Source organism: Curtobacterium sp. RM9, from assembly GCF_054956955.1.
This window is the reverse complement of sequence record NZ_CM143271.1, coordinates 337,922-359,136: the sequence shown is the minus strand read 5'-3', so window position 1 is coordinate 359,136 and position 21,215 is coordinate 337,922. Positions and strand designations below refer to the sequence as shown.

Genomic DNA, 21,215 nt, shown 5'->3' with positions numbered 1-21,215 from the left:
CGGCAGGTGGCGCGATCCTGACAGCGGGACGCCGGATCGGTCCGCCCGGGCGTGTCGGATCAGCCGAGGACGGCTCAGGTGACCGATGCCTGCGCGTGCGCCTCGGCCTCAGTGGAAGTCGTCGCCGTCGCCCTCGCCGGGCGTCTTGTGGCCGCCGAGCATGTCGTTGTCGTCCTGGTCGCTCGACGACGCCAGCTGGAGCATCGCCAACACGACGACCACGACGATGAACGCGATGCCGAGGAAGACCAGCGCGAGCTGGAGCTCCCGCGTCGAGAACAGCACGACGAGCCCGGTGAAGACCGCGACGACGGCGGAGATGCCGAGGAGCTCCGCGGGGCGCAGGCGGTCACGGCGGCTGGGGGTGGTCATGCGTGTGGTGCTCCGTCCGGGGCGGCGGCCGGAGTGGCCGTGCCCCACTTGTGCGAGAGTCCGGCGATCACGTGGAAGACCGCCGCGATGGCGAGGTAGGCGCCGAGCAGGCCGACGAGGACGATCGAGGCGTCCAGGGTGCCGGTGACGCGCTCGACACCGCCGAGCTGCTGCGAGTAGTCCGGGGGTGTCACGAGGAACGCGATCGCGAGCAGCAGCGTCAGGCCGCCGATCGTGGTCCAGTCGCGGGCGAACGGCGACCGGCCGCGGGCACGCAGGCCCTGGGTCAGTTCGAGCGCGCCGGTCAGCACGGCCCAGGTGACGACGACCGCGATGAACGCCGGGAGGCCGAGGCCGTTCGTCGCGATGGCTGCCCCCGCGGCGAACAGCGTGACGACGGCCTGCACGAGGGTGGTCCGGCGGGACCGTGCGTCGCCGACGAGGCGGATCGTGCCGGCGAGGACGAGTGCGAGCCCCTCGACCACCGCGAACCCGCCGAACAGCAGCAGGCCGTAGCCCGCCGCGTGGTTGGACGAGAAGGTGATGACGAGGGCCACGATCGCGGCTGGGATCGCCCGGAGGACGGGGATCGGCCAGTACCGCGCGCGCTGGCCGGCGTCGTCCACGGTGTCGGACACGAGACCTCTTTCGGGCATGCGGATCGTGGTTCGATCCTACCGCCGTGCCGTCGAGCGCCTGACCGGGCGGGCTGTCGGAGCACTGAGGATGCTCGAACCCGCGGTCGTCGGTGACGGGACCGAGCCCGGAGGGGCGAGCGGGCGGGACGACAGCGACCCCCGCCGTCGCCCGCCCCGCTCGGAGCCGTGTCCCCGCCGCACCCGCACCCGGCGGGTCCGCTCAGTCGACGGGGAGCTCCGGGCCGCGCCGTCGTGCCCGCCGCCGGAGGACCCACCAGCCGGCGGCGCCGACCCCGATCGCACCCGCGGCCACTGCGGCGAGCGCTCCGAGCCCCTCCGCGCCGGTGTACGCGAGGGAGCCCGGTCGTGGGCCCCCGGCGGCGCCCGACCGACCGGTGTCCCCGGCACCGCCGCCGGGCCCGCCGGTGCCGTGGTCGTCGTCGCCACCACCCCCGTGGTCGCCGCCGTCCTGGTCGCCGTCACCGCCACCCTGGTCACCGTCGTCGTCGTCGTCGCCGCCGTCGCCGCCGCCGTGGTCCCCGCCACCCGGGCCGGTCACGTCGACGACCACCCCCGGGGACGGATCGCCCCCGTCCGGATCGGTCGGTGAGGTCCCCGTGGCCACGTTCTCGACGTCCGACCCGTCACCGGTGTACGTCGGGTCCAGCACCGCACGGAAGCGGAACGTCCGCACACCGTCCGGTTCCGAGGGCTCCCCGGACGAGCACGTCACCCGCTGCCCCTCGGCCGCGCACCCGTCGTCCGACCGGACGAAGCGCATCGCGTCCGGCAGGTCGTCCACCGCGCCGACGTCCTGCGCGACCGCCGGTCCCGCGTTGTGCACCGTGATCGTGTACTCGACCTCGTCGCCCGGCCGGACCTGGACCGGGTCGACGGACTTCTCCGTGGTGATCCGCGCGACGGGTGCGGGGGCGTCGGTCACCTCGGCGGTCGCGCGGGAGACGTTGTCGGACTCGTCGACGTCGGCGAGGGTCGGCGCGGGCACGATGGTCGCGACGCTCTCCAGCGCTCCGGTCGTCCCCTCCGGCAGCCGTCCGGTGATCGCCACGGTCGCCGAACCGTCCCGGGGCAGGGCGACCGGTACGTCCACGTCCCCGGTACCCGAGCCGGAAGCGCACGAGGACCCGGTCGGTGCCGTGCAGCTCCACGTGACGTCCTGCAGGGCGTCGGGCACCGCCACCGTGAGGCGGCTGGGATCGGAGCCGTTCGGGCCGACGTTGTGCGCCGTCACGCTGTACGTGACCTCGCCGCCCGCGGCCACCGTCGGCGGCAGGTCGTGGTCGACGGCGAGGTCGGCCGGCTGCCAGACCGCGAGTTCGTCGACCTCGTGCACGTCGACGTGCGAGCCGGTGGCCGCCGAGAAGCCCAGGCGGAGGGTGTCCGGCAGCGGGGACTGCCCGCCGCCGTGCAGCGGCACCCGGTCGAGCACGGTCCGCAGCACACCGTCGGTCTCCACCCGGACGGTCATCGCGAGCTCCCCGGCGGCTCCGGGCAGCAGCGAGACGCGGACCTTCCGGGTCGTGGCGCCGTCGGTCGCCACCCCGCCGGGCAGGGTCGCCCCGTCGACGTAGCGGTAGCCGACCGTGCCGTCGCCGGACCCCCGCACCACGACGGCGTCCGGGGTGGCTCCGGGTCCGGACTGGTTGATGGACCGCGAGAAGTTGCCGTAGCGGTCGAGGGCGACGGCGGCGAACCCTCCGGGCACACCGGGCAGGTCGCACGGCAGGTCGCCGCCCTGGGTCAGGCTCGACCGGCAGGCGTACCCGAGTGCGGCGCCGTACGCGCCGACGCCCTGCGGTGCGGCTCCGTCGGCGAGGAACAGCAGGAGACCGTCCGCGCCGACGTCCCCGACGCCGTTGTGCATCGCGTAGCGGAACTCGATCTCGAGGCCGACGTCGGACGGGAAGGTGTCGTCCGTCGACCACGCGCCGGCCTGGCCCGCGACCTGGTCGGTGAGCCGCAGTCGACCGCCGGTGACGGTGGCGTCGCCGTGCAGGCTGCCGCCGCCCGCCGTGTCGAAGTGCTGGACGTACGGGAAGGTCAGGCGGTCCGCCGAGGACGGTGCCGGGACGAGGGCCGGGGCCGCGAGGACGCCGAGCGCCGTGAGGGCGCTCGCCACCGCGGTCCCCAGCCGGAGCCGGCGCCGTGGCGTCGGCCGTGGACGAGGGGTGCTGGTCGCTGTCATGGCCCGATCGTCGCGATCGGGAGGTCCCCGTCAGGCGGGCCGGAGCCGGTCTGTGGATCGCGGCCCCGCGCCTCCAGGCTGTGGAGGAAGGAGCCGGAGCCGCGGCCGCGACTCGAGTCGCGACCGCAACCGCGTCAGGCCAGCCAGACCGTCGTCTCCCCGGGCAGCTCCCCGTTGCCGAGCGGCCCCGACGCGAGCAGCACCCGACCCGACGGCAGCGGGACCGGCGCCGTGCCGAAGTTCGTCACCGAGCGCCAGCCGTCGTGCCGGGCGAACGCGACGACGTCCGCATCCTGCGGGCCGGCGTCCACCCACGTCAGGTCCTCGCCGCGCTGGAGGTCCCGCCGGGCGGCGAGCGCCGACCGGTAGAGCGACAGCGTCGAGTCGGGGTCGCCGTCCTCCGCCTCGACCGACGAAGCCCCGAAGTCGGCGGGCTGCGGGAGGTGCGGTGCCACCGCGCCGAAGCCGAACGACGGCCCCGACTCGGTCCACGGGATGGGGACGCGGCAGCCGTCCCGCCCCTTCACGGTGTGCCCCGTGCGCAGCCACTTCGGGTCCTGCAGCAGGTCGCGCGGGATCGCCGCGGCCTCGTGCAGCCCGAGCTCCTCGCCCTGGTAGACGTACGACGAGCCGGGCAGCGCGAGCATCAGGAGCGTCGCCGCACGGGCCCGGCGCAGGCCGCGGTCGCGGTCCAGCACGGGCTCGGTGCCGTCGGTCATCAGCCAGGCGTCGGTGTCGGTGCCCTCCGGCAGGCCGTACCGGGTCGCGTGCCGGACGACGTCGTGGTTCGACAGGACCCAGGTGCTCGACGCCCCAGACTCGACCGAGGCGGACAGGTTCCGCTCGATGATCGTCCGGAACGAGGTCGCGTCGAACGGCGACTCGAGCAGGTCGAAGTTGAACGCCTGCCCGAGCTCGGTCGGCCGGGCGTAGAGGACCCGGCGGGGTGCGGGCGCCCAGGCCTCGGCGACCGCTGCGCGCGGCGGGTCGTACTCGTCGAGGACCTGCCGCCAGCCCGCGAAGACCTCGTGCACCTCGTCGCGGTCGTACAGCGGGTCGGAGCCGTCGAGCGGCAGCGCCTGCTCGTTCGACGGTCGGTACGGGGTGGACAGGTCCTTCGCCAGCCCGTGCGCGACGTCGACGCGGAAGCCGTCCACACCGCGGTCCGACCAGAACCGCAGCGTGTGCTCGAAGTCCTCGCGCACCTCGGGGTTCGACCAGTCGAGGTCCGGCTGCTCGGGGGCGAAGAGGTGCAGGTACCACTGACCGTCCGGCACGCGAGTCCAGGCGCTGCCGCCGAAGTTCGACACCCAGTCGCTCGGCGGGAGCGCCCCGTCCACGCCGGCGCCGTCGCGGAAGACGTAGCGGGCCCGCTCAGGCGACCCGGGCGCGGCGGCGAGCGCTGCCCGGAACCACTCGTGCTGGTCGGACGTGTGGTTGGGGACGACGTCGACGATCACCCGGACGTCGTGCTCGTGGGCGGCCCGGACGAAGGCGTCGAGGTCGCCGAGCGTGCCGAGGCGCGGGTCCACGTCGCGGTAGTCGGCCACGTCGTACCCGCCGTCGGCGAGCGGGGACGGGTAGAACGGCGAGAGCCAGACGGCGTTGACCCCGAGGGACGCCAGGTAGGGCACGCGGCTCGTGATGCCGGCGACGTCACCGAGCCCGTCGCCGTCGGTGTCCGCGAAGCTGCGCGGGTACACCTGGTAGACGACGGCCTGGCGCCACCAGTCCGGGTCGGTCGTGCGGGGCGTGCTGGCTGGCGTCCTGGGCGTGGTCACGTCGCCCACGCTAGCGACGGCTCCCGGGGTCGGGAATGGCTTCCGCGCACGATGCATTGGTTGTCGGTGACACCTTTGCGTCACGCACCGTGACCGTCACCGAACAGAGGGACCCCCAATGACGAACGTGCTCGTGCTCGTCGGCAGCCTCCGCGCCGACTCCATCAACCGCAAGCTCGCCGAGGCCGCCGCGCACCACGCGCCGGAGGGCATCGAGCTGGCCATGTACGACGGCATCGTCGACCTGCCCTTCTACAACGAGGACATCGACGGCGACACCCCGCCCGCCGCGGCCGTCGCGTTCCGGGACGCGGTCGCCGCCGCCGACGCCGTGCTGCTCGTCACGCCCGAGTACAACGGCACGATCCCGGCCGTGCTCAAGAACGCGCTCGACTGGGGCTCGCGTCCGTTCGGCGCCTCGCCGCTGTCCGGCAAGCCGCTGGCCGTGATCGGCTCGGCGTTCGGCCAGTACGGCGGCGTGTGGGCGCACGACGACGCCCGCAAGGCGGCCGGCATCGCGGGCGCGAAGGTGCTCGAGGACGTCAAGGTCGCGATCCCGCAGTCGGTCGTCCGGTTCGCCGAGACGCACCCGCGCGAGGACGCCGAGGTCACCGAGCTCGTGCGCGGCGCGCTCAGCGCGCTGGCCGACGCTGCGGACGAGCGCGTCGCCGCCTAGGGCGAGCGGGGCCGTCGACGGCCCGACGCCGGACTGGAGGCGCGGTGCGGGCCCGCACCGCGCCTCCAGTCCGTCTCGACGTCCGTCCGGATCGCTAGACAGCCTGGATACGAGACGGGTTACCCTTGCGGCATGTCCACGCAGGAGATCACGGAGGCGTCCGGGTACTGGTTCCCGGACGACGACGCCACCCAGCGCGGCGTCGCCGTGCTGAACGCCCTGCGTCGCTACCGAGCTGCCGAGTCGGCCATGCGGCGTCGCACCCGCGACTCCATGGGGATGGGCGAGACGGACCTGCTCGCGGTCCGGTACCTCCTGCAGGCGCAGCGCGCCGGGCGGATCGTCAGCCCCAAGGACCTCGCCGCCTACCTGAAGATCTCGTCCGCGTCGACGACGATCCTCATCGACCGCCTCGTGAAGTCGAACCACGTCCGGCGTGACAAGCACCCGACCGACCGTCGCGCGCTCGTGATCACCCCCACCACCGAGACCGACGACGAGGTCCGCGCCACGCTCGGCATCATGCACCGCCGGATGATGTCCGTCGCCGAGGGCCTCTCCGCCGAGGACGCCCGCGCGGTCGCCGTGTTCCTCGACAGCATGCGGTCCGCCGTCGACGAGGTCGACCCGACTCCCCCGCACTGACCCCACGAGGGGGACACCCCGCTGAGGACATCTCCTGCTCGACCGCGTAGACCGGATGTGTCACCGACGCGGAAGGAGCCGATCATGCACGCATCGGACAAGCTCGCCAAGAACCTCCAGGCGGTCCTCGTGGACCTCATCGACCTGCACCTCCAGGGCAAGCAGGCGCACTGGAACATCCTCGGAACGAACTTCCGGGACCTCCACCTCCAGCTCGACGAGATCGTCGAGGCGGCACGTGAGTTCGCCGACGACATGGCAGAGCGCATGCGCGCGCTGTACGTCGTGCCGGACGGCCGTTCGGCCACCGTCGCCGCATCCACCCACCTCGACGCCTTCCCGGACGGCGAGATCCTGACCCACGACGCGATCGACGAGATCACGCTGCGCCTCTACCAGGCGACCGGCACGATGCGCGACGTGCACGACGAGGTCGACGAGGAAGACCCGACGACCGCGGACCTGCTGCACGGGTTCATCGAGCGTCTCGAGCAGCTGGCCTGGATGGTCTCCGCCGAGAACCGCTCCCCCGGCACGCCGCTCGCCTCGGCCACCACGCCGGCGGTCGCGAGCGCGTCCGACCACGAGTAAGCAGCGCATGGACCTCGGGATCCAGGGCAAGACCGCGCTCGTCTTCGGCGGCGACTCCGGCATCGGCTGGAACACCGCGCGCATCCTCCTCGCCGAGGGTGCGACGGTCGTCGTCACCGACATCGACCAGAGCCGGCTCGACACCAGCGCCGACCAGCTCGAGGCCCCGCCGGGCAAGCTGTTCGCCTTCGCCGCCGACGTGACGGAGGCGGACAGCCTCGCCGCGCTGCACGACCGGGTGCGCGACGCGGTCGGCACGATCGACATCCTGGTGCAGTCCTCGGGCGTCACCGGCGCCCAGGGCATGTTCCACGAGATCGACGAGCAGGGGTGGCTCGACACCATCGACGTCGACCTGATGGGACCGGTCCGCATCACGCGCGAGTTTATCGCCGACCTGCGGCAGGGCGGCTGGGGACGCATCGTGTACCTCGTCTCGGAGGACGCGTCACAGCCGTACGACGACGAACTGCCGTACTGCGCGGCGAAGGCCGGCGTGCTCTCCTTCGCGAAGGGGCTCTCCCGCTCCTACGCGTCCGAGGGACTGCTCGTGAACACCGTCAGTCCCGCGTTCATCCACACGCCGATGACCGACGCGATGATGGACAAGCGCGCGAAGCAGAACGGCACCTCGTTCGACGAGGCGATCACGAGCTTCCTCGACGAAGAACGCCCGTACATGGAACTCGGCCGTCGCGGCGAGCCCGAGGAGGTCGCGAACGTGGTGACGTTCCTCTGCTCGGACCTCGCCAGCTTCGTCAACGGCTCGAACTACCGGGTCGACTCCGGCTCGGTCGCCACCGTCTAGGGGGAACGATGACCGACTTCCGCTACCTCGTCGTCGGCGGCGGGATGGTCGCCGACTCGGCTGCCCGCGGCATCCGCGAGATCGACACCGAGGGCACGATCGGCATCCTCAGCGAGGACGTCGACCCGCCCTACGCCCGGCCGGCCCTCTCCAAGAAGCTCTGGACCGACCCGGACTTCAGCTGGGACGAGAAGGTCGACCTGCACACCGAGGAGACCGGCGCGACGTTCGTGCTCGGCACCGCGGTGACGGCGATCGACCCCGCGGCGAAGACCGTCACGACCGCGGACGGCGCCACCCACGGCTACGAGCGCCTGCTCATCGCCACGGGCGGCAAGCCGCGCAGCCTGCCCGGGCTCGCGCCGTCGTCGCGGGTGCTCGACTACCGCAGCGCCGCCGACTACCGTCGCCTCCGGGCGCTCGCCGACGCCGGGGCGCACGTCGCCGTCGTCGGCGGCGGGTACATCGGGACGGAGATCGCAGCGGGCATCGTGCAGAACGGCGCCCGCGTCACGTTCGTCGACCCGGACGACGTCGTCGGCGCCCGCATGTTCCCCGCGGGCCTCGCCCGGGCGTTCCAGCAGCGCTTCGTCGACCACGGGGTCGAACTCCGACTCGGACGCCGGGTGGAGTCGGGCACCGAGCACGAGGGCGGCGTGACGCTCACCCTCGACGACGGATCGACCGTCGAGGCCGACGCGGTCGTGGTGGGCCTCGGCATCGAGCCGCAGACGCAGCTCGCCGCGGACGCCGGCCTCACCGTGCGGGACGGCATCGTCGTGTCCTCCACGCTGCGCACCGACGACGACTCGATCTTCGCCGCCGGCGACGTCGCCGAGTACCCGGACCGGATCCTCGGCACCCGCCGTGTCGAGCACGTCGACAACGCCCAGCAGCAGGGCCGCCAGGCGGGACGCAACCTCGCCGACGCCGACGAGACCTACGACCACACCCCGATGTTCTACTCGGACGTCTTCGACCTCGGGTACGAGGCCGTCGGCCGGGTGTCCACGGAGCTCCGGACGTTCGCGGACTGGCAGGAACCGAACGTCACGGGCGTCGTCTACTACGTCGACGAGGACGACACCGTGCGTGGCGTGCTGCTCTGGAACGTGTGGGACAAGACCGACGAGGCCCGGAAGGTCCTCGCCGAGGCGCACGCGATCACGCCCGACATGCTGCCGGGCCGCATCGCGGCCTGACCCGGCCGTCCTGGAGGCGCGGCTCGCCGCCGGTGGGCGGGTCGCGCCTCCGGTCGGTTGCGCCTGGAGGCGCGACTCGGCCCCGGTGGGCGGGTCGCGCCTCCTGTCGGTTGCTCCCGCGGTGTCGTCAGCGGTGGCCGCGCTCCTCGGGCGCGACCGCGTCGACGACCGCCTCGCGGTCGGCCGGGTCCACCGGCAGGTCGTCGCCGTCCGCCATCGCGACCGCGTGAGCGGACTTGGCCGCCTCGAGCGCGTCGTCGTCGTTCCGTGCCATGCCGACCAGCTCGATGAAGCGCGACTTCACCAGCAGCCAGGCGTCGGCCGGGCCGAGACGCGCCAGGTCGGACGACGTGGAGTCGTCCCGCACGCGCTGCAGCGACGCGACACCGCGGTCCGGGATGCGTCGCCCGACGTGTTCGACGGCGAGCTTCGCGACGGCGTCCGCCTGCGCGTGCATGACGGAGTGCGCGCCGTCGACGACCTCGCGGAGGACGGCGTACGGGAACACCCGGGCCAGGCGCCGCACCCAGTCGCGCGGCACGAGGGCGTCGTGCTCGCCGCGGACGATGAGCGTCCGGGCCTGCACGTGCGGTGCGCGCTCCTCGATCGGGAACGCGACCATCCGGGGCAACACCTTCGAGAACCAGTGCCATCCGCACAGCACGTAGGCCGTGATGCCGTGCCAGCGCACCGCGGCGGGCTCGTGGAACGCCGAGCGGAGGAACCGGAAGGCCGACTGCCGCACCGTGCGCGCCCGGGAGTCGAGCACGGGGCTGATGAGCACGAGGTCGGAGATCTCCGGATGCCGTGCGGCGACCTCGGTGACGACCTGCGTGCCCATTGAGTGACCGATCAGCACCGGGTCCTCGAGCCGCAGCTCCGTGAGCACCCGCTCGACCGCGTCGGCGTAGCGCTCGATCGAGACCCGGCCGCGGAACCGGGGGACGCCGGCGAACCCGGGGAGGTCGAGCGCGTGCACCGGGCCGTTCTCGTTGAGGTGCGGGGCGAGTCGCTCGTAGTAGGTCGACGAGATGCCGAGACCGGCGACGAGGACGAACGCCCGGTCGCCGGGCTGCCCGATCGAGCTGACCCGGACGTAGGTGCCGTCGACGGCGATCCGGTCGATCTCGACGGTGACGTCGGCGTCGTCGGCCTCCGCGAGTTCGCCCGCCGGGTCCGGACGCGGCGGGACCTCGCCGGTGTCGTCGTGCACGTCGGCCTCCCTGGTGTCGAGGAGCGTCCACGATACCCGCCGCGCTCCGTCGCGCCGGGACGACGCGGCCAGGTGCGGCCGTTCGCCGGCTCAGGCCGTTCGCTGGCTCAGGCCGTCGGCCGGCTCAGGCGGTTCGCCGACCCGGGCCGTCGGCCGGCCCAGGCGGTTCGCCGACCCGGGCCGTCGGCCGGCCCAGGCGGTTCGCCGAGTCGGGCCGTCGGCCGGCTCAGGCGGCGAACTCGTACGCTGCGATGCCGTGCACGCGGGTCGGGACCTGGAAGACCGCGCCGGAGTGCGGGTGCGCCTCGAGCTGCTCCTCGGTCAGGTTCTCGCGGGCGGTCCCCACGAACAGCGTCGACATGTCCGGTCCCCCGAACGCCACGCTCGTCACGTTCGGCGCCGGGACCTCGACCGTCTCCAGGTGGGCGCCCGCCTCGTCCCAGCGCTCGACCCGACCGCTGCCGTACACGGCCGTCCAGAAGCACCCCTCGTCGTCACGGACGAGCCCGTCGTGCGCCGCCCCGCTGACGAACGGTTCGAGCTCGCCGAGCACCCCGTCCGGACCGTAGGGCGCGCGGTAGATCGTCGACGTGCTCGTGTCGGTCACGTACATGACGCTGCCGTCGGCCGACCACTCGATGCCGTTCGTCACCCCGAAGCCGCCGCGGAGCACCCGGACCCGGCCGTCCGGCTCGACCGCGTACAGGGCGCCGGCCGGATCGGTGTCGGAGAGGTCCATGCTCCCGACGAGGAACCGCCCGAAGGGGTCGCACTTGCCCTCGTTGAAGCGCATCTCGGTGGTCGCGTGGTGCACGCGGACGAACTCCCGCTCGACGACGCCCTGCTCGTCGGTGAGCACGACCCGGTCGCCGAGCGCCGCGACGAAGCCGCCCTGCGCGCGCGGCTGGAAGCTCGCCAGGGGCGGCGGCAGCGCGACGCTCGACTCCACCACGCCGGCGGCGGTGGCGGTGGTGAGGAGGCCGAGCGTGATGTCGGTCCAGCGGAGCCGCTGCGTCCGCGGGTCCCACACGATGCTCTCCGCGAGCACGGCCTGCTCGTCGCAGAAGACGGTCACGGGTCCGGTCACGGCGTCGGTGGTCATGGGCTCGGGTCTACCGGTCGTCGCCCCCACGTCCTGCCAGCGACATGCAGAGTGCTCTGTCCGCGGCGGCGGTCCGACGCGAGGAGCGGGCACGCGCGATCTGTCTTCCACCCCAGCTGCACCGGCTCCGACTTCTCCTCCCCCAGCAGGGGGCGAGCAGCCTGCAACACATCAGAGGCGGGCGTAGCGGGCGCGGAAGAAGCTGTAGACGCCGTACGCCAGGAACCCGATGCCGACCGCCGCGAGCACGACGCTGCCGCCCGGCATCCGGTGCAGCGCGTCGAACGCGCCGTCCAGCCCTGTCGCCTGGTCCGGATCGCTGCGGAAGGCAGCGACGGCGATGAGCACCCCGACCACCGCGATCGCGATGCCCTTGCCGACGTACCCGACGACGCCGAGCACCGTGACGACCCGGTCGTACCGTCGCGGCGGGGTGACGAGCTGCTTGCGGAACGACCGACGGCACCCGATGACGACGAGGGCGACGCCGATCACGAGCGCGACGGCGGCGGCGAGGAGCAGCACGAACACGCCGCCGGGGGTGGCCAGGGCCTTCGCGGCCGCACTGCGCGAGGAGCCGCTCGAGCTCTTGCCGGCGCCGACCGCGTAGGACGCCGCGGACCAGCAGACGACGCCGTAGACGATCGCCTTCCCGGCGTTCTTGGCACGGGCCGCCCAGGCGCGGGCGCTGTCCGTCCGACCGCCGACCACGGCCTCGAGCGCGAGGCGGATCGTCAGCGCGGCGGTCCCGACGGCGACGACCCACAGCAGGAACACCCCGCCGGGGACGGCCGCGATCTGCTCGAGGGCGCCGGACTGGTCGGTCTCACTCCCGCCGGAGCCGTTGCCGACCGCGAGCAGGACGGCGAGGTACCCGATGAGCAGGTGGACGATGCCGCTGCCGACGAACCCGGCCCGCGCCGTCGTCTCGAACCACCGGCTGTCGGCGATCCGCTTCGCTCCGCGACCCGTCGCCCGGGCCGCCTGTTCCGCCTGTCCACTCACCACTCCGAGCGTGCCCGTCGGCGGGGTCCGTGTCCGGAAGCGGCCGCCGGGCGCGTCCTGGCCACGGCGTCGGGCCGGCGGCGTCGGGCCCACGGCGTCAGGCGTGTCCGCCTGCGCCGTCGCGCCTGCGTGGTGAGCCCCTCGGCGTCAGGGCCGAGCGGCGGGGTCGAGTCGTGCGCGCAGTCGCCCGAGCACCGGGAGCGCGGCGGCGAGTGCACGCCGGTCGTCCTCGGGCAGGTCGCCGAGCGCCGCCACGAGGACGCGCTCGGCCGACGCGTCGTACGAGGCGAGCCGCGTCCGCGCGAGATCGGTCAACCCGACCTCGGTGCTGCGGGCGTCACCGCGGGCGAGCCGCCGTTCGACGAGCCCGTCGCGCTCCATCGCGGTGACGAGGTTGCTCACGGTCGAACGAGCGAGGCCGAGCGCCCGGCCGAGCGTGGTCGGGCTGGACCAGCCGTCCTCGTCGAGCCGTCGGAGCACCTCGATCTGGGCGTCCGGAAGGTCCGGCAGCGCCACCGACCGGCGGGCGGTGCCGAGCAGGGCGCGTCGGAAGGGGCCGACCTCGGCGCTGAGCACCCGCGCCACCCGGGCCAGGTCGAGGTCGTTCCGGTCGTGCTCCACGGATCCAGGGTACTCACGGGAAATGCGCTTGCAACAAACGCATTACCGGAGCAAACTCGTATGCATGACCACCACGAGCATCGAGCACCCCGTTCCCCCGCAGGACCTCTCCGGCATCGTCGGACACCGCTTCATCTACACGTACGCCAACGGATGGCAGTACGAGATGTACGTCAAGAACGCGACGACGATCGACTACCGCATCCACTCCGGCATGGTCGGTGGGCGATGGGTGAAGGACCAGACGGTCGACCTCGTCGTGCTCACCGAGGGGGTCTACAAGGTGTCGTGGAACGAACCGACCGGCACGAGCGTCGTCGTGAACGTCGTCCCCGGCGAGCGCGTCCTGCACGGCACGATCTTCTTCCCGCACTGGGTGGAGGAGGACGGCAGCAAGACCGTCCTGTTCCAGAACGACCACCTCGACCGGATGCGCGAGTACCGCGACCAGGGTCCGACCTACCCGATCTACGTCGTGCCGGAGTTCGCCCACATCACGCTGTTCGAGCACGTCGGCGAGGACGACGAGACCGTGATCGACACCGCACCCGGCGACCTCCCGGCCGGCTTCGCGGACCGGCGCGGCTGATGGACCTCGCCCCGATCACGCTCGAGCACCGCGGGCAGACCCTGCGCGGCTGGCAGCTCGGCACCGGAGCGCGGTCGAGCACGCACGCCGACAACGCGACAGCGGGTGCACCGGCGGTCCTGCTCGTGCACGGCTTCGGCAGCACGGACACCGGCGGGCAGCAGCTCCTCGTGCAGACCGCCCGCGCGCTGCACGAGCAGCGCGGCGCCGTGGTCCGCTCGTACAGCCGCCTGGGTCACGGCACGAGCGACGGCGACTTCGCGGACGTCACGATCTCGGACGAGGTCGACCAGGTCGCCCGGATGATCCGCACGCTGGCGGCCGACACCGGTGCCGCGGTGCACGTCGTGGCGCACAGCCTCGGCGCGGTCGAGTCGGCCCTCGCCGCCGCCCGCGTGCCGGACCTCGTCGCCACGCTCACGCTCTGGTCGCCCGCCGGCGTCGTGGTCGACGACATCGCCCGGCACGACGCGATCCAGGGGCGACCGCTCGCTCCGGTCCGGGCGCAGGGGTACTTCGACTTCGGCGGGATGGCCCTCGGCACCGCGTTCCTCGACGAGGTGCGCGCCGGGCTCGACGTCCACGGCCCGGCCGCTGAGTACACCGGCCCCGCCGAGGTGTTGCACGGCACGGCGGACGAGATCGTGCCGGTGTCCTACGGGCAGCGGTACGGCGACGTGCTGCCCGGCGCGACGTTCACGCCCGTCGACGGCGCCGACCACGGTTGGTCGTCGGTGCCGTTCCGGCAGGTGCTGCTCGACCACCTGCTCACGCAGGTGGCCCCGGTGACGAGCCCTTGAGCAGTGGACGCGCGTCGGCGCGGACGGGAGGCGCGGGGCGGGCCCGCCCCGCGCCTCCCGTCCGGCGTCAGTCGCCCTTGACGTTCACGACCTGTCGCAGCGTGTGCCGGACCCGGACGAGGTCCGCGGCGTCCGCCATCACCTGATCGATCGGCTTGTAGGCAGCGGGGATCTCGTCGAGGAACGCGTCGGTGTCGCGGTACTCGATCCCGACCATCGCCGCCCGCAGCTCGTCGTGCGTGAAGGTCCGCCGCGCTGCCGACCGCGAGAACAGCCGGCCGGCACCGTGCGGCGACGACTCGAGCGACGGCTTGTTCCCGACGCCCTCGACGACGTACGACGCCGTGCCCATCGAGCCGGGGATCAGCCCGGGCTGCCCGGCCGTCGCCTGGATCGCACCCTTCCGCGAGACCCACACGCTCTTGCCCCAGTGCGTCTCACGCTGCGTGAAGTTGTGGTGGCAGTTGATCCGCTCCTGCTCGTCGACGGCGGTGCCCGTGACCTCGGACAGCTGCCGCACGACCCGGTCCATCATCTCCTCGCGGTTGAGCAGGGCGAAGTGCTGCGCCCACCGGAGCTCGGCGACGTACCGGTCGAACTCCGGCGTGCCCTCGACCAGGTAGGCCAGGTCGGGGTCCGCCAGCTCGATCCACCAGCGCTGCATCATCCGCTTGGCGACCTTGATGTGCCGCTGCGCGATCTTGTTGCCGACGCCCCGCGACCCGGAGTGCAGGAACAGCCAGACCCGGTCCTCCTCGTCGAGGGAGACCTCGATGAAGTGGTTGCCGGAGCCGAGCGTGCCGAGCTGGTTCCGCCACCCGCCGTGCGCTCCTGCCGGATCGAACCCGGCCGCGGCGGCCATCGTCTCGAGCTCCGCGATCCGCGGCGCCGCGGTCGCGACGATCTTCCGGTTGGACGCGCCGGCCGACAGCGGGACCGCCCGCTCGATCTGCTCCCGGAGGGGCTGCAGGTCGCTCGGCAGGTCGCCCGCGGTGAACTGCGTGCGGACCGCGATCATGCCGCAGCCGATGTCCACGCCGACGGCTGCGGGCATCACGGCGCCGAGGGTCGGGATCACCGAGCCCACGGTGGCCCCGAGCCCCAGGTGGGCGTCGGGCATGAGCGCCAGGTGCGGGAACACGAACGGCATCCGCGCGGTCGTGCGGGCCTGCTGCTCGGTGTTCTCCTCGAGCATCGAGGCCCAGCTGAGCAGCTTGTCGTCGATCTTCTCCACGGTGTCTCGCCTTTCGTCGTGACGGTGCGACGACCGGACGGTCGTCGGTGGTGACGGTCCGGGGCGAGCGGTTCCTCCGTGCCCTCCCGCGCACGGAGCGCGCGGAGGAACGACGGGATGGACGCCCCGGGCCGGGTGGGCACGGGACGTCGGGTGACGGCGCGTGCCTACGCGGGTTCGCGGAGGGACTGGCTCGCGTACTGCATCGCGGGCAGCACGACGAGCGCTTCGAGCTGGCGCTCGACGCGGCGTTCGCGGTGCTGCACGGTGTGCATCGCGGTCCTTCCGGCATGCCCGGGGCGGGCGGTCCCCGCCCGTCGGGCAGGAGGACCGACCCTAGTGCGACACGCCCGGGATGCACAAGTGGGCCCGGGCGTGTCGCCGTCTGTCCACAGCCTGGAGGCGCGGTGCGGCTCCTCCACAGCGGGGTACGCCCGGCTGATGGTCACCCCCGTGCACCGGGCAGGGTGGAGGCATGACCGAGCGGACCCGCGACACCCCCGACGCACACGACAACGAGGAACGCACCGACGGCTACGTGCCCCTGCGCTCCTACGGTGCGATCGGCGACGGCCGGACCGTCGCGCTCATCGCCCGCGACGGCCGGATCGACTGGCTGCCGATCCCGGCGATGGACTCCCCGCCCGTCTTCGCGAGCATCCTCGACGCCGAGCACGGCGGCCACATCGCGCTCCGTCCCACCGGTGACGCCGCGGTCGAGCGTGCGTACCTGCCCGGCACGAACGTGCTCGTCACGACGTGGACGACCGACTCCGGGTCGTGCACCGTCACCGACGCGATGGTCACCGGGGTCGCCGGACGCCTGCCCTGGGCCGAGATCGGGCGCTGCGTGCAGGGCGTCGAGGGCACCGTCGAGATGGAGTGGGCCGTGGTCCCCGGCACGCTGCTGAACACCGCGGAACCGGAGCGCCTCGACACGGCCAACGGCACCGTGATCGGCATCGACGGCATCACCATCGGCATCGTCCAGCAGGGCTTCGAACCGGTGCACGACGACGGTCCGCGGTTCTCCGGCCGCTTCTCGACGTCCGAGGGGTCGAAGTCGATCCTGACGGTCGTCGGCACCCATGACGAGCCGATCTTCCTGCCCGAGCCGGAGCGCACGCTCGACGCGGTGGACCGGACGATCGCGAACTGGTCGACCTGGTCCGAGGAGTTCCACTACGACGGCCCCTGGTCGGACGCCGTGCAGCGGAGCGCCCTCGCCCTCAAGCTGCTCATCTACTCCCCCACCGGAGCGATCGCGGCAGCGCCGACGACGAGCCTCCCCGAGGACCGCACCGGTGGGAAGAACTGGGACTACCGGTTCGCCTGGGTGCGCGACCTGTCGTACACCGTGCACGCGCTCACCCGCTTCGGGCTGCGCGAGGAGACCCACGCCGCGGTCTCGTGGGTGATGCGGACGATCGCCGAGCACGACGAGACCATGCCCATCTTCTACGAGCTCGACGGCTCGAAGACGGACAGCGTCGAGGAACGTGACGTCCCCGGTTGGAACGGGATCGGGCCGGTGACGGTCGGCAACCGCGCGGGGAACCAGCTGCAGCTCGGTGTGTGGGGCGACGTCTTCGAGATCATGCGGCAGTACGTCCGAGCGGGCAACGTGCTCGACCGCGCGACCGCGGGGGTGCTGCAGCGGCTGGCCGACGACGCCTGCCACCGGTGGCCCGAGCAGGACTCCGGCATGTGGGAGCTACAGGAGGCGCAGCACTACGTGACGAGCAAGATCGGCTGCTGGCAGGCGCTCGACGCCGCGGTCGAGCTGCACGACGCCGGCATGATCGACGGTCCGCGCGAGAAGTGGATCGAGAACCGCGAGCTCATCGAGCAGTGGGTGGCCGAGCACGGGTGGGACGAGGAACGCGGGCACTACGTCATGTACCCGGGGTCGGACGCACTCGACACCTCGATCCTGCTGCACGCCATGTCGGCCTTCGACCGCGGACCGCGCATGGAGTCGACGATCCGCGCGATCGAGGACCAGCTCCAGCGCGGCCCGCTCGTCTACCGGTACTCCGGCATGGACGAAGAGGAGTCGCCGTTCGTCGCGTGCTCGTTCTGGCTCGCCGCCGCGATGGCGTGTGTGGGGCGGGTGGACGACGCCCGCGAGCTCATGGACGAGATGGTCGAGCAGGCGAACGACGTCGGGCTGTTCAGCGAGATGCTCAGCGCGGACGACGGCGCCTTCATGGGGAACATCCCGCAGGGCCTCTCCCACCTCGCGCTGATCCAGGCCGCGCTGACGATCGAGGAGGTCGCGACCGGGTCCTGAACCGGTTGCCGGTGGTGCGTTGCATGATGGAAGCGCGATGAACGACGTCGACGCACGCATGGACCGACTCCGACGAGCTGCCCGGTACCGCTACCAGCAGCTCGTGGACAGCGAGGTCGAGCGCGGTTCGCTCGACCCCGACGAGGTCCGAGAGGAACGTCGGTTGCTCCGGGCCCAGGACGTGGAACGCCATGCCCGCGCCCGCATCGAGGAAGCCGAACGGCGCGGGGTCTTCGAGGGGAACCCGTACCACGGCAAGCCGCTGCCCGGGAACGACGGCACGCACGACCCGGACTGGTGGATCAAGGCGAAGATCGAGCGCGAGGAGATCCGGGGCATCGCCCCGCCCGCCCTGGCGCTGCGGACCGAGGACGCCGAGCTCGACGACCACCTGGACGCGCTGCACGCCGAGGACGACGTGCGCGCGGTCCTCGTCGACTTCAACGCACGGGTGAAGGAGGCGCGGCGGCAGCTGCTCGGCGGCCCGCCGGTGGTGACGCCGATGCGTGACGTCGACGCCGAGGTGCACCGGTGGCACGACCGCCGCGCAGCCCAGCGCTCGGCGGACGAGCGTGCGGCGGCGGACCGTGCCGCAGCCGACCAGGCGGCGCGCCCGCGGCGCTGGTGGCGTCGGTCCTGATCGGCCCGCCATCCGCCGGAACCGCGGCGCGCGGCGGGGCCGAGCCGCGCCTCCCGACCGGACCGACGGCGTCACCCGCGCTCTTCCTGGAACACCGGAGGGGGTCGGACCGTACCGTGGGGGCATGGCCCCCGCACACATCGCGACCACCGACCGCATCCGGGCGATCGACGCCTGGTGGCGCGCCGCGAACTACCTGACGGTCGGGCAGATCTACCTGCTCGACAACCCGCTCCTCACCCGGCCGATCGAGCCGGACGACGTGAAGCCACGACTCCTCGGCCACTGGGGCACCTCGCCGGCGCTCAACCTCGTGTACGCGCACTGCAACGCGCTCATCGCTGAGACCGACCGCGACCTGCTCTACATCTGCGGCCCCGGACACGGCGGACCCGCGATGAACGCGAACGCCTGGCTCGAGGGCACGTGGGGCGAGCTCTACCCCGACATCACGCCCGACCCGGAGGGCCTCCGGAAGTTCTTCCGGCAGTTCTCGTTCCCCGGCGGCATCCCCTCGCACGCCGCCCCGGAGACGCCCGGTTCGATCAACGAGGGCGGTGAGCTCGGCTACTCGCTCGCCCACGCGTACGGCGCGGCACTCGACAACCCCGACCTCGTCGTCGCCTGCGTGGTCGGCGACGGTGAGGCCGAGACCGGTCCGCTGTCCGGTTCGTGGCAGGCGCACACCTTCCTCGACCCGGTGTCCGACGGTGCGGTGCTGCCGATCCTCAACCTCAACGGCTGGAAGATCGCGAACCCGACGGTCCTCGCCCGCATCCCGGAGGAGGACCTCACCGCCTACTTCCGGGGCCTCGGGTACGAGCCGATCGTCGTCGACTCCGCGCGGGTCGACCACGACCCGTTCGCCGTGCACGCACTGTTCGACGGCGCCCTCCGCCGGGCCTTCGCGACCATCGACGACATCCAGGCGGCCGCCCGCGCCCAGGCGCAGCGCGCCGCCACCGGGCAGCCGGCCGGTGCCGCCGACCTGCGGCCTCGGTGGCCGATGATCGTGCTCCGGACGCCGAAGGGCTGGACCGGGCCGAAGGAGGTCGACGGGGAGCAGGTCGAGGGGACGTTCCGCGCCCACCAGGTGCCGCTGCCCGCCGTGCGCGAGAACGACGAGCACCGACGCCAGCTCGAGGAGTGGATGCGGTCGTACCGGCCGGAGGAGCTCTTCGACGAGGACGGGCTGCCCATCGGCATCCAGACGACGATCCGTCCGCAGGGCGAGCACCGGATGAGTGCCACGCCGCACGCGAACGGCGGCCGGATCCGCACCGCGCTCGACCGGCCCGCGCTCGACGACTTCGGGGTCGAGGCCGGCGCAACGGCGAGCGCCACCGCGACGCTCGGTCCGTGGATCGCCGCGCTGATGCAGCGCAACCCGTCGACGTTCCGGCTGTTCGGCCCGGACGAGACGATCTCGAACAAGCTCGACGCGGTGTTCGACGTGACGCAGCGCGTGTGGCGTGCCCGTCGTGGCCCCGGCGACGAGCACCTCGGCGCACACGGCCGCGTGACCGAGGTGCTGTCCGAGCACCTGCTCGAGGGGCTGCTCGAGGGCTACGTGCTCTCCGGCCGACACGGCGTGCTGAACACGTACGAGGCCTTCGCGCACATCATCGACTCGATGGTCGGTCAGTACGCGAAGTGGCTCGAGTCGTCGACCGACATCGACTGGCGGGCACCGGTGTCGAACCTGTCGATCCTGCTGTCGTCGCACGTCTGGCGGCAGGACCACAACGGCTTCTCGCACCAGGACCCGGGCTTCCTCGACGTCGTGGCGTCGAAGCAGCAGGACCTCGTCCGGATCAAGCTGCCGGCCGACGCGAACACCCTGCTCGCGGTCGCCGCGCACGCGTTCGAGACGACCGACCGCATCGAGGTGATCGTCGCCGGGAAGCACCCCGAACCCGTGTTCCTGTCGCTGCCCGACGCGATCGCCCACGCGGACGCCGGTCTGGGTGTCTGGGACTGGGCTGGAACGGAGTCCGAGGTCGGCCGCGTCGACGTCGTGCTCGTCTCCGCGGGGGACGTCCCCACGGTCGAGACGGTCGCCGCCGCGGACATCATCCGGCAGCACGCCCACGGGGTCGGTGTCCGGGTCGTCAACGTGGTCGACCTGCTCGCGCTCGGCGACCCGCGGAAGCACGAGCACCCGGTCTCCGACGAGCGGTACGACGAGGTCTTCCTGCCCGGCACCCCGGCGGTGTTCGCCTTCCACGGCTACCCGTCGCTCGTGCACCAGCTGACCTACCGTCGGAACGGGCACGACGACCTGCACGTGCACGGCTTCCTCGAGCAGGGCACGACGACCTCGCCCTTCGACATGCTGATGCGCAACGAGATGGACCGGTTCGCGCTCGCGCACGACGCCCTGACCCGGGTCGACGCGACTGCGCACGAGGGCCTGCTCGCCAAGCTGTCGGAGGCGCGGGAGGCGGCCCGCGACTTCGCGTACTCGCGGGGCGAGGACCACCCGTCGGTCGGCGAGTGGCGGTTCTCCGGATGGCCGCAGGACGAGCCGACGTCCGGCGGGACCGGCGGGGACCCGGGTGCGGGCGAGAGCGAAGGATCGGCGCCGGGCAACTAGCGTCGCAGCCGCGGTCCGCCCTGCACAGCCGGGAGGCGCGGCGCACCACCCACAGGACCGGTCACGCCCGACGCGTGGCCGGTCCTCGTGCGTCAGGCTGCGGGCATGGGAACGGGGTGGGCGAGTGCGGTGGTGTCGTTGTCGAGTGCTGCCGTGGCGGTCATGAGCGTGGCCGTCACGATCGCTGAGGGCCGCCGGGGGCG

Annotated in this window: 19 protein-coding genes; 10 read left to right on the top strand and 9 right to left on the bottom strand. The window is 72.7% G+C overall.

The genetic code is table 11. The features are described 5' to 3' along the window. Window positions 1–108: 108 nt before the first annotated feature. The 4 genes from ACY3FI_RS01765 to ACY3FI_RS01750 all read right to left on the bottom strand — a co-directional run bounded on the left by ACY3FI_RS01765 (window position 109) and on the right by ACY3FI_RS01750 (window position 4,997). Window positions 109–372, bottom strand: coding sequence for a hypothetical protein (locus ACY3FI_RS01765; protein WP_462549016.1), 264 nt, complete (start codon window positions 370–372; stop codon window positions 109–111). Beyond that, window positions 369–1,010 carry a hypothetical protein gene (locus tag ACY3FI_RS01760; RefSeq protein ID WP_462549015.1) on the bottom strand — a complete coding sequence of 214 codons (642 nt, stop codon included), beginning with the start codon at window positions 1,008–1,010 and terminating at the stop codon, window positions 369–371. The genes ACY3FI_RS01765 and ACY3FI_RS01760 overlap by 4 nt, the downstream gene beginning before the upstream one ends. Before the next feature lie 220 nt (window positions 1,011–1,230). After that, window positions 1,231–3,216, bottom strand: a complete 1,986-nt coding sequence (locus ACY3FI_RS01755) for a hypothetical protein (RefSeq protein WP_462549014.1) — start codon at window positions 3,214–3,216, stop codon at window positions 1,231–1,233. 134 nt (window positions 3,217–3,350) lie between these two features. After that, a complete protein-coding gene (locus tag ACY3FI_RS01750) occupies window positions 3,351–4,997 on the bottom strand; it encodes a glycoside hydrolase family 13 protein (RefSeq protein ID WP_462549013.1) in 1,647 nt (548 codons plus the stop codon). A 118-nt stretch (window positions 4,998–5,115) separates the two neighbouring features. Here ACY3FI_RS01750 and ACY3FI_RS01745 point away from each other — a divergent pair, with 118 nt between their 5' ends. The 5 genes from ACY3FI_RS01745 to ACY3FI_RS01725 all read left to right on the top strand — a co-directional run bounded on the left by ACY3FI_RS01745 (window position 5,116) and on the right by ACY3FI_RS01725 (window position 8,919). Then, window positions 5,116–5,673 carry an NAD(P)H-dependent oxidoreductase gene (locus ACY3FI_RS01745; RefSeq protein WP_462549012.1) on the top strand — a complete coding sequence of 186 codons (558 nt, stop codon included), beginning with the start codon at window positions 5,116–5,118 and terminating at the stop codon, window positions 5,671–5,673. A 132-nt stretch (window positions 5,674–5,805) separates the two neighbouring features. Next, a complete protein-coding gene (locus tag ACY3FI_RS01740) occupies window positions 5,806–6,318 on the top strand; it encodes a MarR family winged helix-turn-helix transcriptional regulator (protein ID WP_462549011.1) in 513 nt (170 codons plus the stop codon). Between the two features lie 84 nt (window positions 6,319–6,402). After that, window positions 6,403–6,909: a Dps family protein gene (locus ACY3FI_RS01735; RefSeq protein WP_462549010.1), complete on the top strand. Its 507-nt coding sequence runs from the start codon at window positions 6,403–6,405 to the stop codon at window positions 6,907–6,909. Window positions 6,910–6,916: 7 nt separating this feature from the next. Continuing rightward, window positions 6,917–7,717: an SDR family NAD(P)-dependent oxidoreductase gene (locus ACY3FI_RS01730; protein ID WP_462549009.1), complete on the top strand. Its 801-nt coding sequence runs from the start codon at window positions 6,917–6,919 to the stop codon at window positions 7,715–7,717. An 8-nt stretch (window positions 7,718–7,725) separates the two neighbouring features. Then, window positions 7,726–8,919 carry an NAD(P)/FAD-dependent oxidoreductase gene (locus ACY3FI_RS01725; protein WP_462549008.1) on the top strand — a complete coding sequence of 398 codons (1,194 nt, stop codon included), beginning with the start codon at window positions 7,726–7,728 and terminating at the stop codon, window positions 8,917–8,919. A 127-nt stretch (window positions 8,920–9,046) separates the two neighbouring features. On the opposite strand, the gene ACY3FI_RS01720 is transcribed toward ACY3FI_RS01725, so the two are convergent. The 4 genes from ACY3FI_RS01720 to ACY3FI_RS01705 form a co-directional block, all read right to left on the bottom strand. Further along, complete coding sequence (locus tag ACY3FI_RS01720) at window positions 9,047–10,132, bottom strand: alpha/beta fold hydrolase (protein ID WP_462549007.1); 1,086 nt, start codon at window positions 10,130–10,132, stop codon at window positions 9,047–9,049. A gap of 226 nt (window positions 10,133–10,358) precedes the next feature. Next, on the bottom strand, window positions 10,359–11,234 hold the full coding sequence (locus tag ACY3FI_RS01715; RefSeq protein ID WP_462549006.1) for an SMP-30/gluconolactonase/LRE family protein: 876 nt from the start codon (window positions 11,232–11,234) through the stop codon (window positions 10,359–10,361). A gap of 171 nt (window positions 11,235–11,405) precedes the next feature. After that, the gene (locus ACY3FI_RS01710) at window positions 11,406–12,239 is read right to left on the bottom strand and encodes a DUF1206 domain-containing protein (RefSeq protein ID WP_462549004.1); all 834 of its coding nucleotides are present in this window, start codon (window positions 12,237–12,239) and stop codon (window positions 11,406–11,408) included. Between the two features lie 147 nt (window positions 12,240–12,386). Further along, window positions 12,387–12,860 carry a MarR family winged helix-turn-helix transcriptional regulator gene (locus ACY3FI_RS01705; protein ID WP_462549002.1) on the bottom strand — a complete coding sequence of 158 codons (474 nt, stop codon included), beginning with the start codon at window positions 12,858–12,860 and terminating at the stop codon, window positions 12,387–12,389. A 64-nt stretch (window positions 12,861–12,924) separates the two neighbouring features. Here ACY3FI_RS01705 and ACY3FI_RS01700 point away from each other — a divergent pair, with 64 nt between their 5' ends. Next, entirely contained in the window at window positions 12,925–13,449 is a 525-nt protein-coding gene (locus tag ACY3FI_RS01700; RefSeq protein ID WP_462549001.1) for a phenolic acid decarboxylase, read from the top strand. Continuing rightward, window positions 13,449–14,249: an alpha/beta fold hydrolase gene (locus ACY3FI_RS01695; RefSeq protein WP_462548999.1), complete on the top strand. Its 801-nt coding sequence runs from the start codon at window positions 13,449–13,451 to the stop codon at window positions 14,247–14,249. Before ACY3FI_RS01700 ends, ACY3FI_RS01695 begins: the two co-directional genes overlap by 1 nt. Before the next feature lie 67 nt (window positions 14,250–14,316). Here the strand turns inward: ACY3FI_RS01695 and ACY3FI_RS01690 are convergent, their stop codons facing one another. After that, entirely contained in the window at window positions 14,317–15,444 is a 1,128-nt protein-coding gene (locus ACY3FI_RS01690) for an RtcB family protein (RefSeq protein WP_462550388.1), read from the bottom strand. Between the two features lie 514 nt (window positions 15,445–15,958). Between ACY3FI_RS01690 and ACY3FI_RS01685 the strand changes: the two genes are divergently transcribed. The 3 genes from ACY3FI_RS01685 (at window position 15,959) to ACY3FI_RS01675 (ending at window position 21,012) form a co-directional block, all read left to right on the top strand. Continuing rightward, the gene (locus ACY3FI_RS01685) at window positions 15,959–17,776 is read left to right on the top strand and encodes a glycoside hydrolase family 15 protein (protein ID WP_462548998.1); all 1,818 of its coding nucleotides are present in this window, start codon (window positions 15,959–15,961) and stop codon (window positions 17,774–17,776) included. 37 nt (window positions 17,777–17,813) lie between these two features. Continuing rightward, window positions 17,814–18,416, top strand: a complete 603-nt coding sequence (locus ACY3FI_RS01680) for a DnaJ family domain-containing protein (protein WP_462548997.1) — start codon at window positions 17,814–17,816, stop codon at window positions 18,414–18,416. Window positions 18,417–18,540: 124 nt separating this feature from the next. Further along, the gene (locus ACY3FI_RS01675; RefSeq protein ID WP_462548996.1) at window positions 18,541–21,012 is read left to right on the top strand and encodes a phosphoketolase family protein; all 2,472 of its coding nucleotides are present in this window, start codon (window positions 18,541–18,543) and stop codon (window positions 21,010–21,012) included. Window positions 21,013–21,215 lie beyond the last annotated feature (203 nt).

Bases quoted from the DNA above. Each gene is read 5' to 3' on its own strand.
- ACY3FI_RS01700 (WP_462549001.1), top strand. From the start codon at position 12,925: ATGACCACCACGAGCATCGAGCACCCCGTTCCCCCGCAGGACCTCTCC.
- ACY3FI_RS01695 (WP_462548999.1), top strand. From the start codon at position 13,449: ATGGACCTCGCCCCGATCACGCTCGAGCACCGCGGGCAGACCCTGCGC.
- ACY3FI_RS01690 (WP_462550388.1), bottom strand. From the start codon at position 15,444: ATGCTCGAGGAGAACACCGAGCAGCAGGCCCGCACGACCGCGCGGATG.
- ACY3FI_RS01675 (WP_462548996.1), top strand. From the start codon at position 18,541: ATGGCCCCCGCACACATCGCGACCACCGACCGCATCCGGGCGATCGAC.
- ACY3FI_RS01680 (WP_462548997.1), top strand. From the start codon at position 17,814: ATGAACGACGTCGACGCACGCATGGACCGACTCCGACGAGCTGCCCGG.
- ACY3FI_RS01730 (WP_462549009.1), top strand. From the start codon at position 6,917: ATGGACCTCGGGATCCAGGGCAAGACCGCGCTCGTCTTCGGCGGCGAC.
- ACY3FI_RS01745 (WP_462549012.1), top strand. From the start codon at position 5,116: ATGACGAACGTGCTCGTGCTCGTCGGCAGCCTCCGCGCCGACTCCATC.
- ACY3FI_RS01755 (WP_462549014.1), bottom strand. From the start codon at position 3,216: ATGACAGCGACCAGCACCCCTCGTCCACGGCCGACGCCACGGCGCCGG.
- ACY3FI_RS01685 (WP_462548998.1), top strand. From the start codon at position 15,959: ATGACCGAGCGGACCCGCGACACCCCCGACGCACACGACAACGAGGAA.
- ACY3FI_RS01735 (WP_462549010.1), top strand. From the start codon at position 6,403: ATGCACGCATCGGACAAGCTCGCCAAGAACCTCCAGGCGGTCCTCGTG.
- ACY3FI_RS01740 (WP_462549011.1), top strand. From the start codon at position 5,806: ATGTCCACGCAGGAGATCACGGAGGCGTCCGGGTACTGGTTCCCGGAC.
- ACY3FI_RS01715 (WP_462549006.1), bottom strand. From the start codon at position 11,234: ATGACCACCGACGCCGTGACCGGACCCGTGACCGTCTTCTGCGACGAG.
- ACY3FI_RS01725 (WP_462549008.1), top strand. From the start codon at position 7,726: ATGACCGACTTCCGCTACCTCGTCGTCGGCGGCGGGATGGTCGCCGAC.
- ACY3FI_RS01765 (WP_462549016.1), bottom strand. From the start codon at position 372: ATGACCACCCCCAGCCGCCGTGACCGCCTGCGCCCCGCGGAGCTCCTC.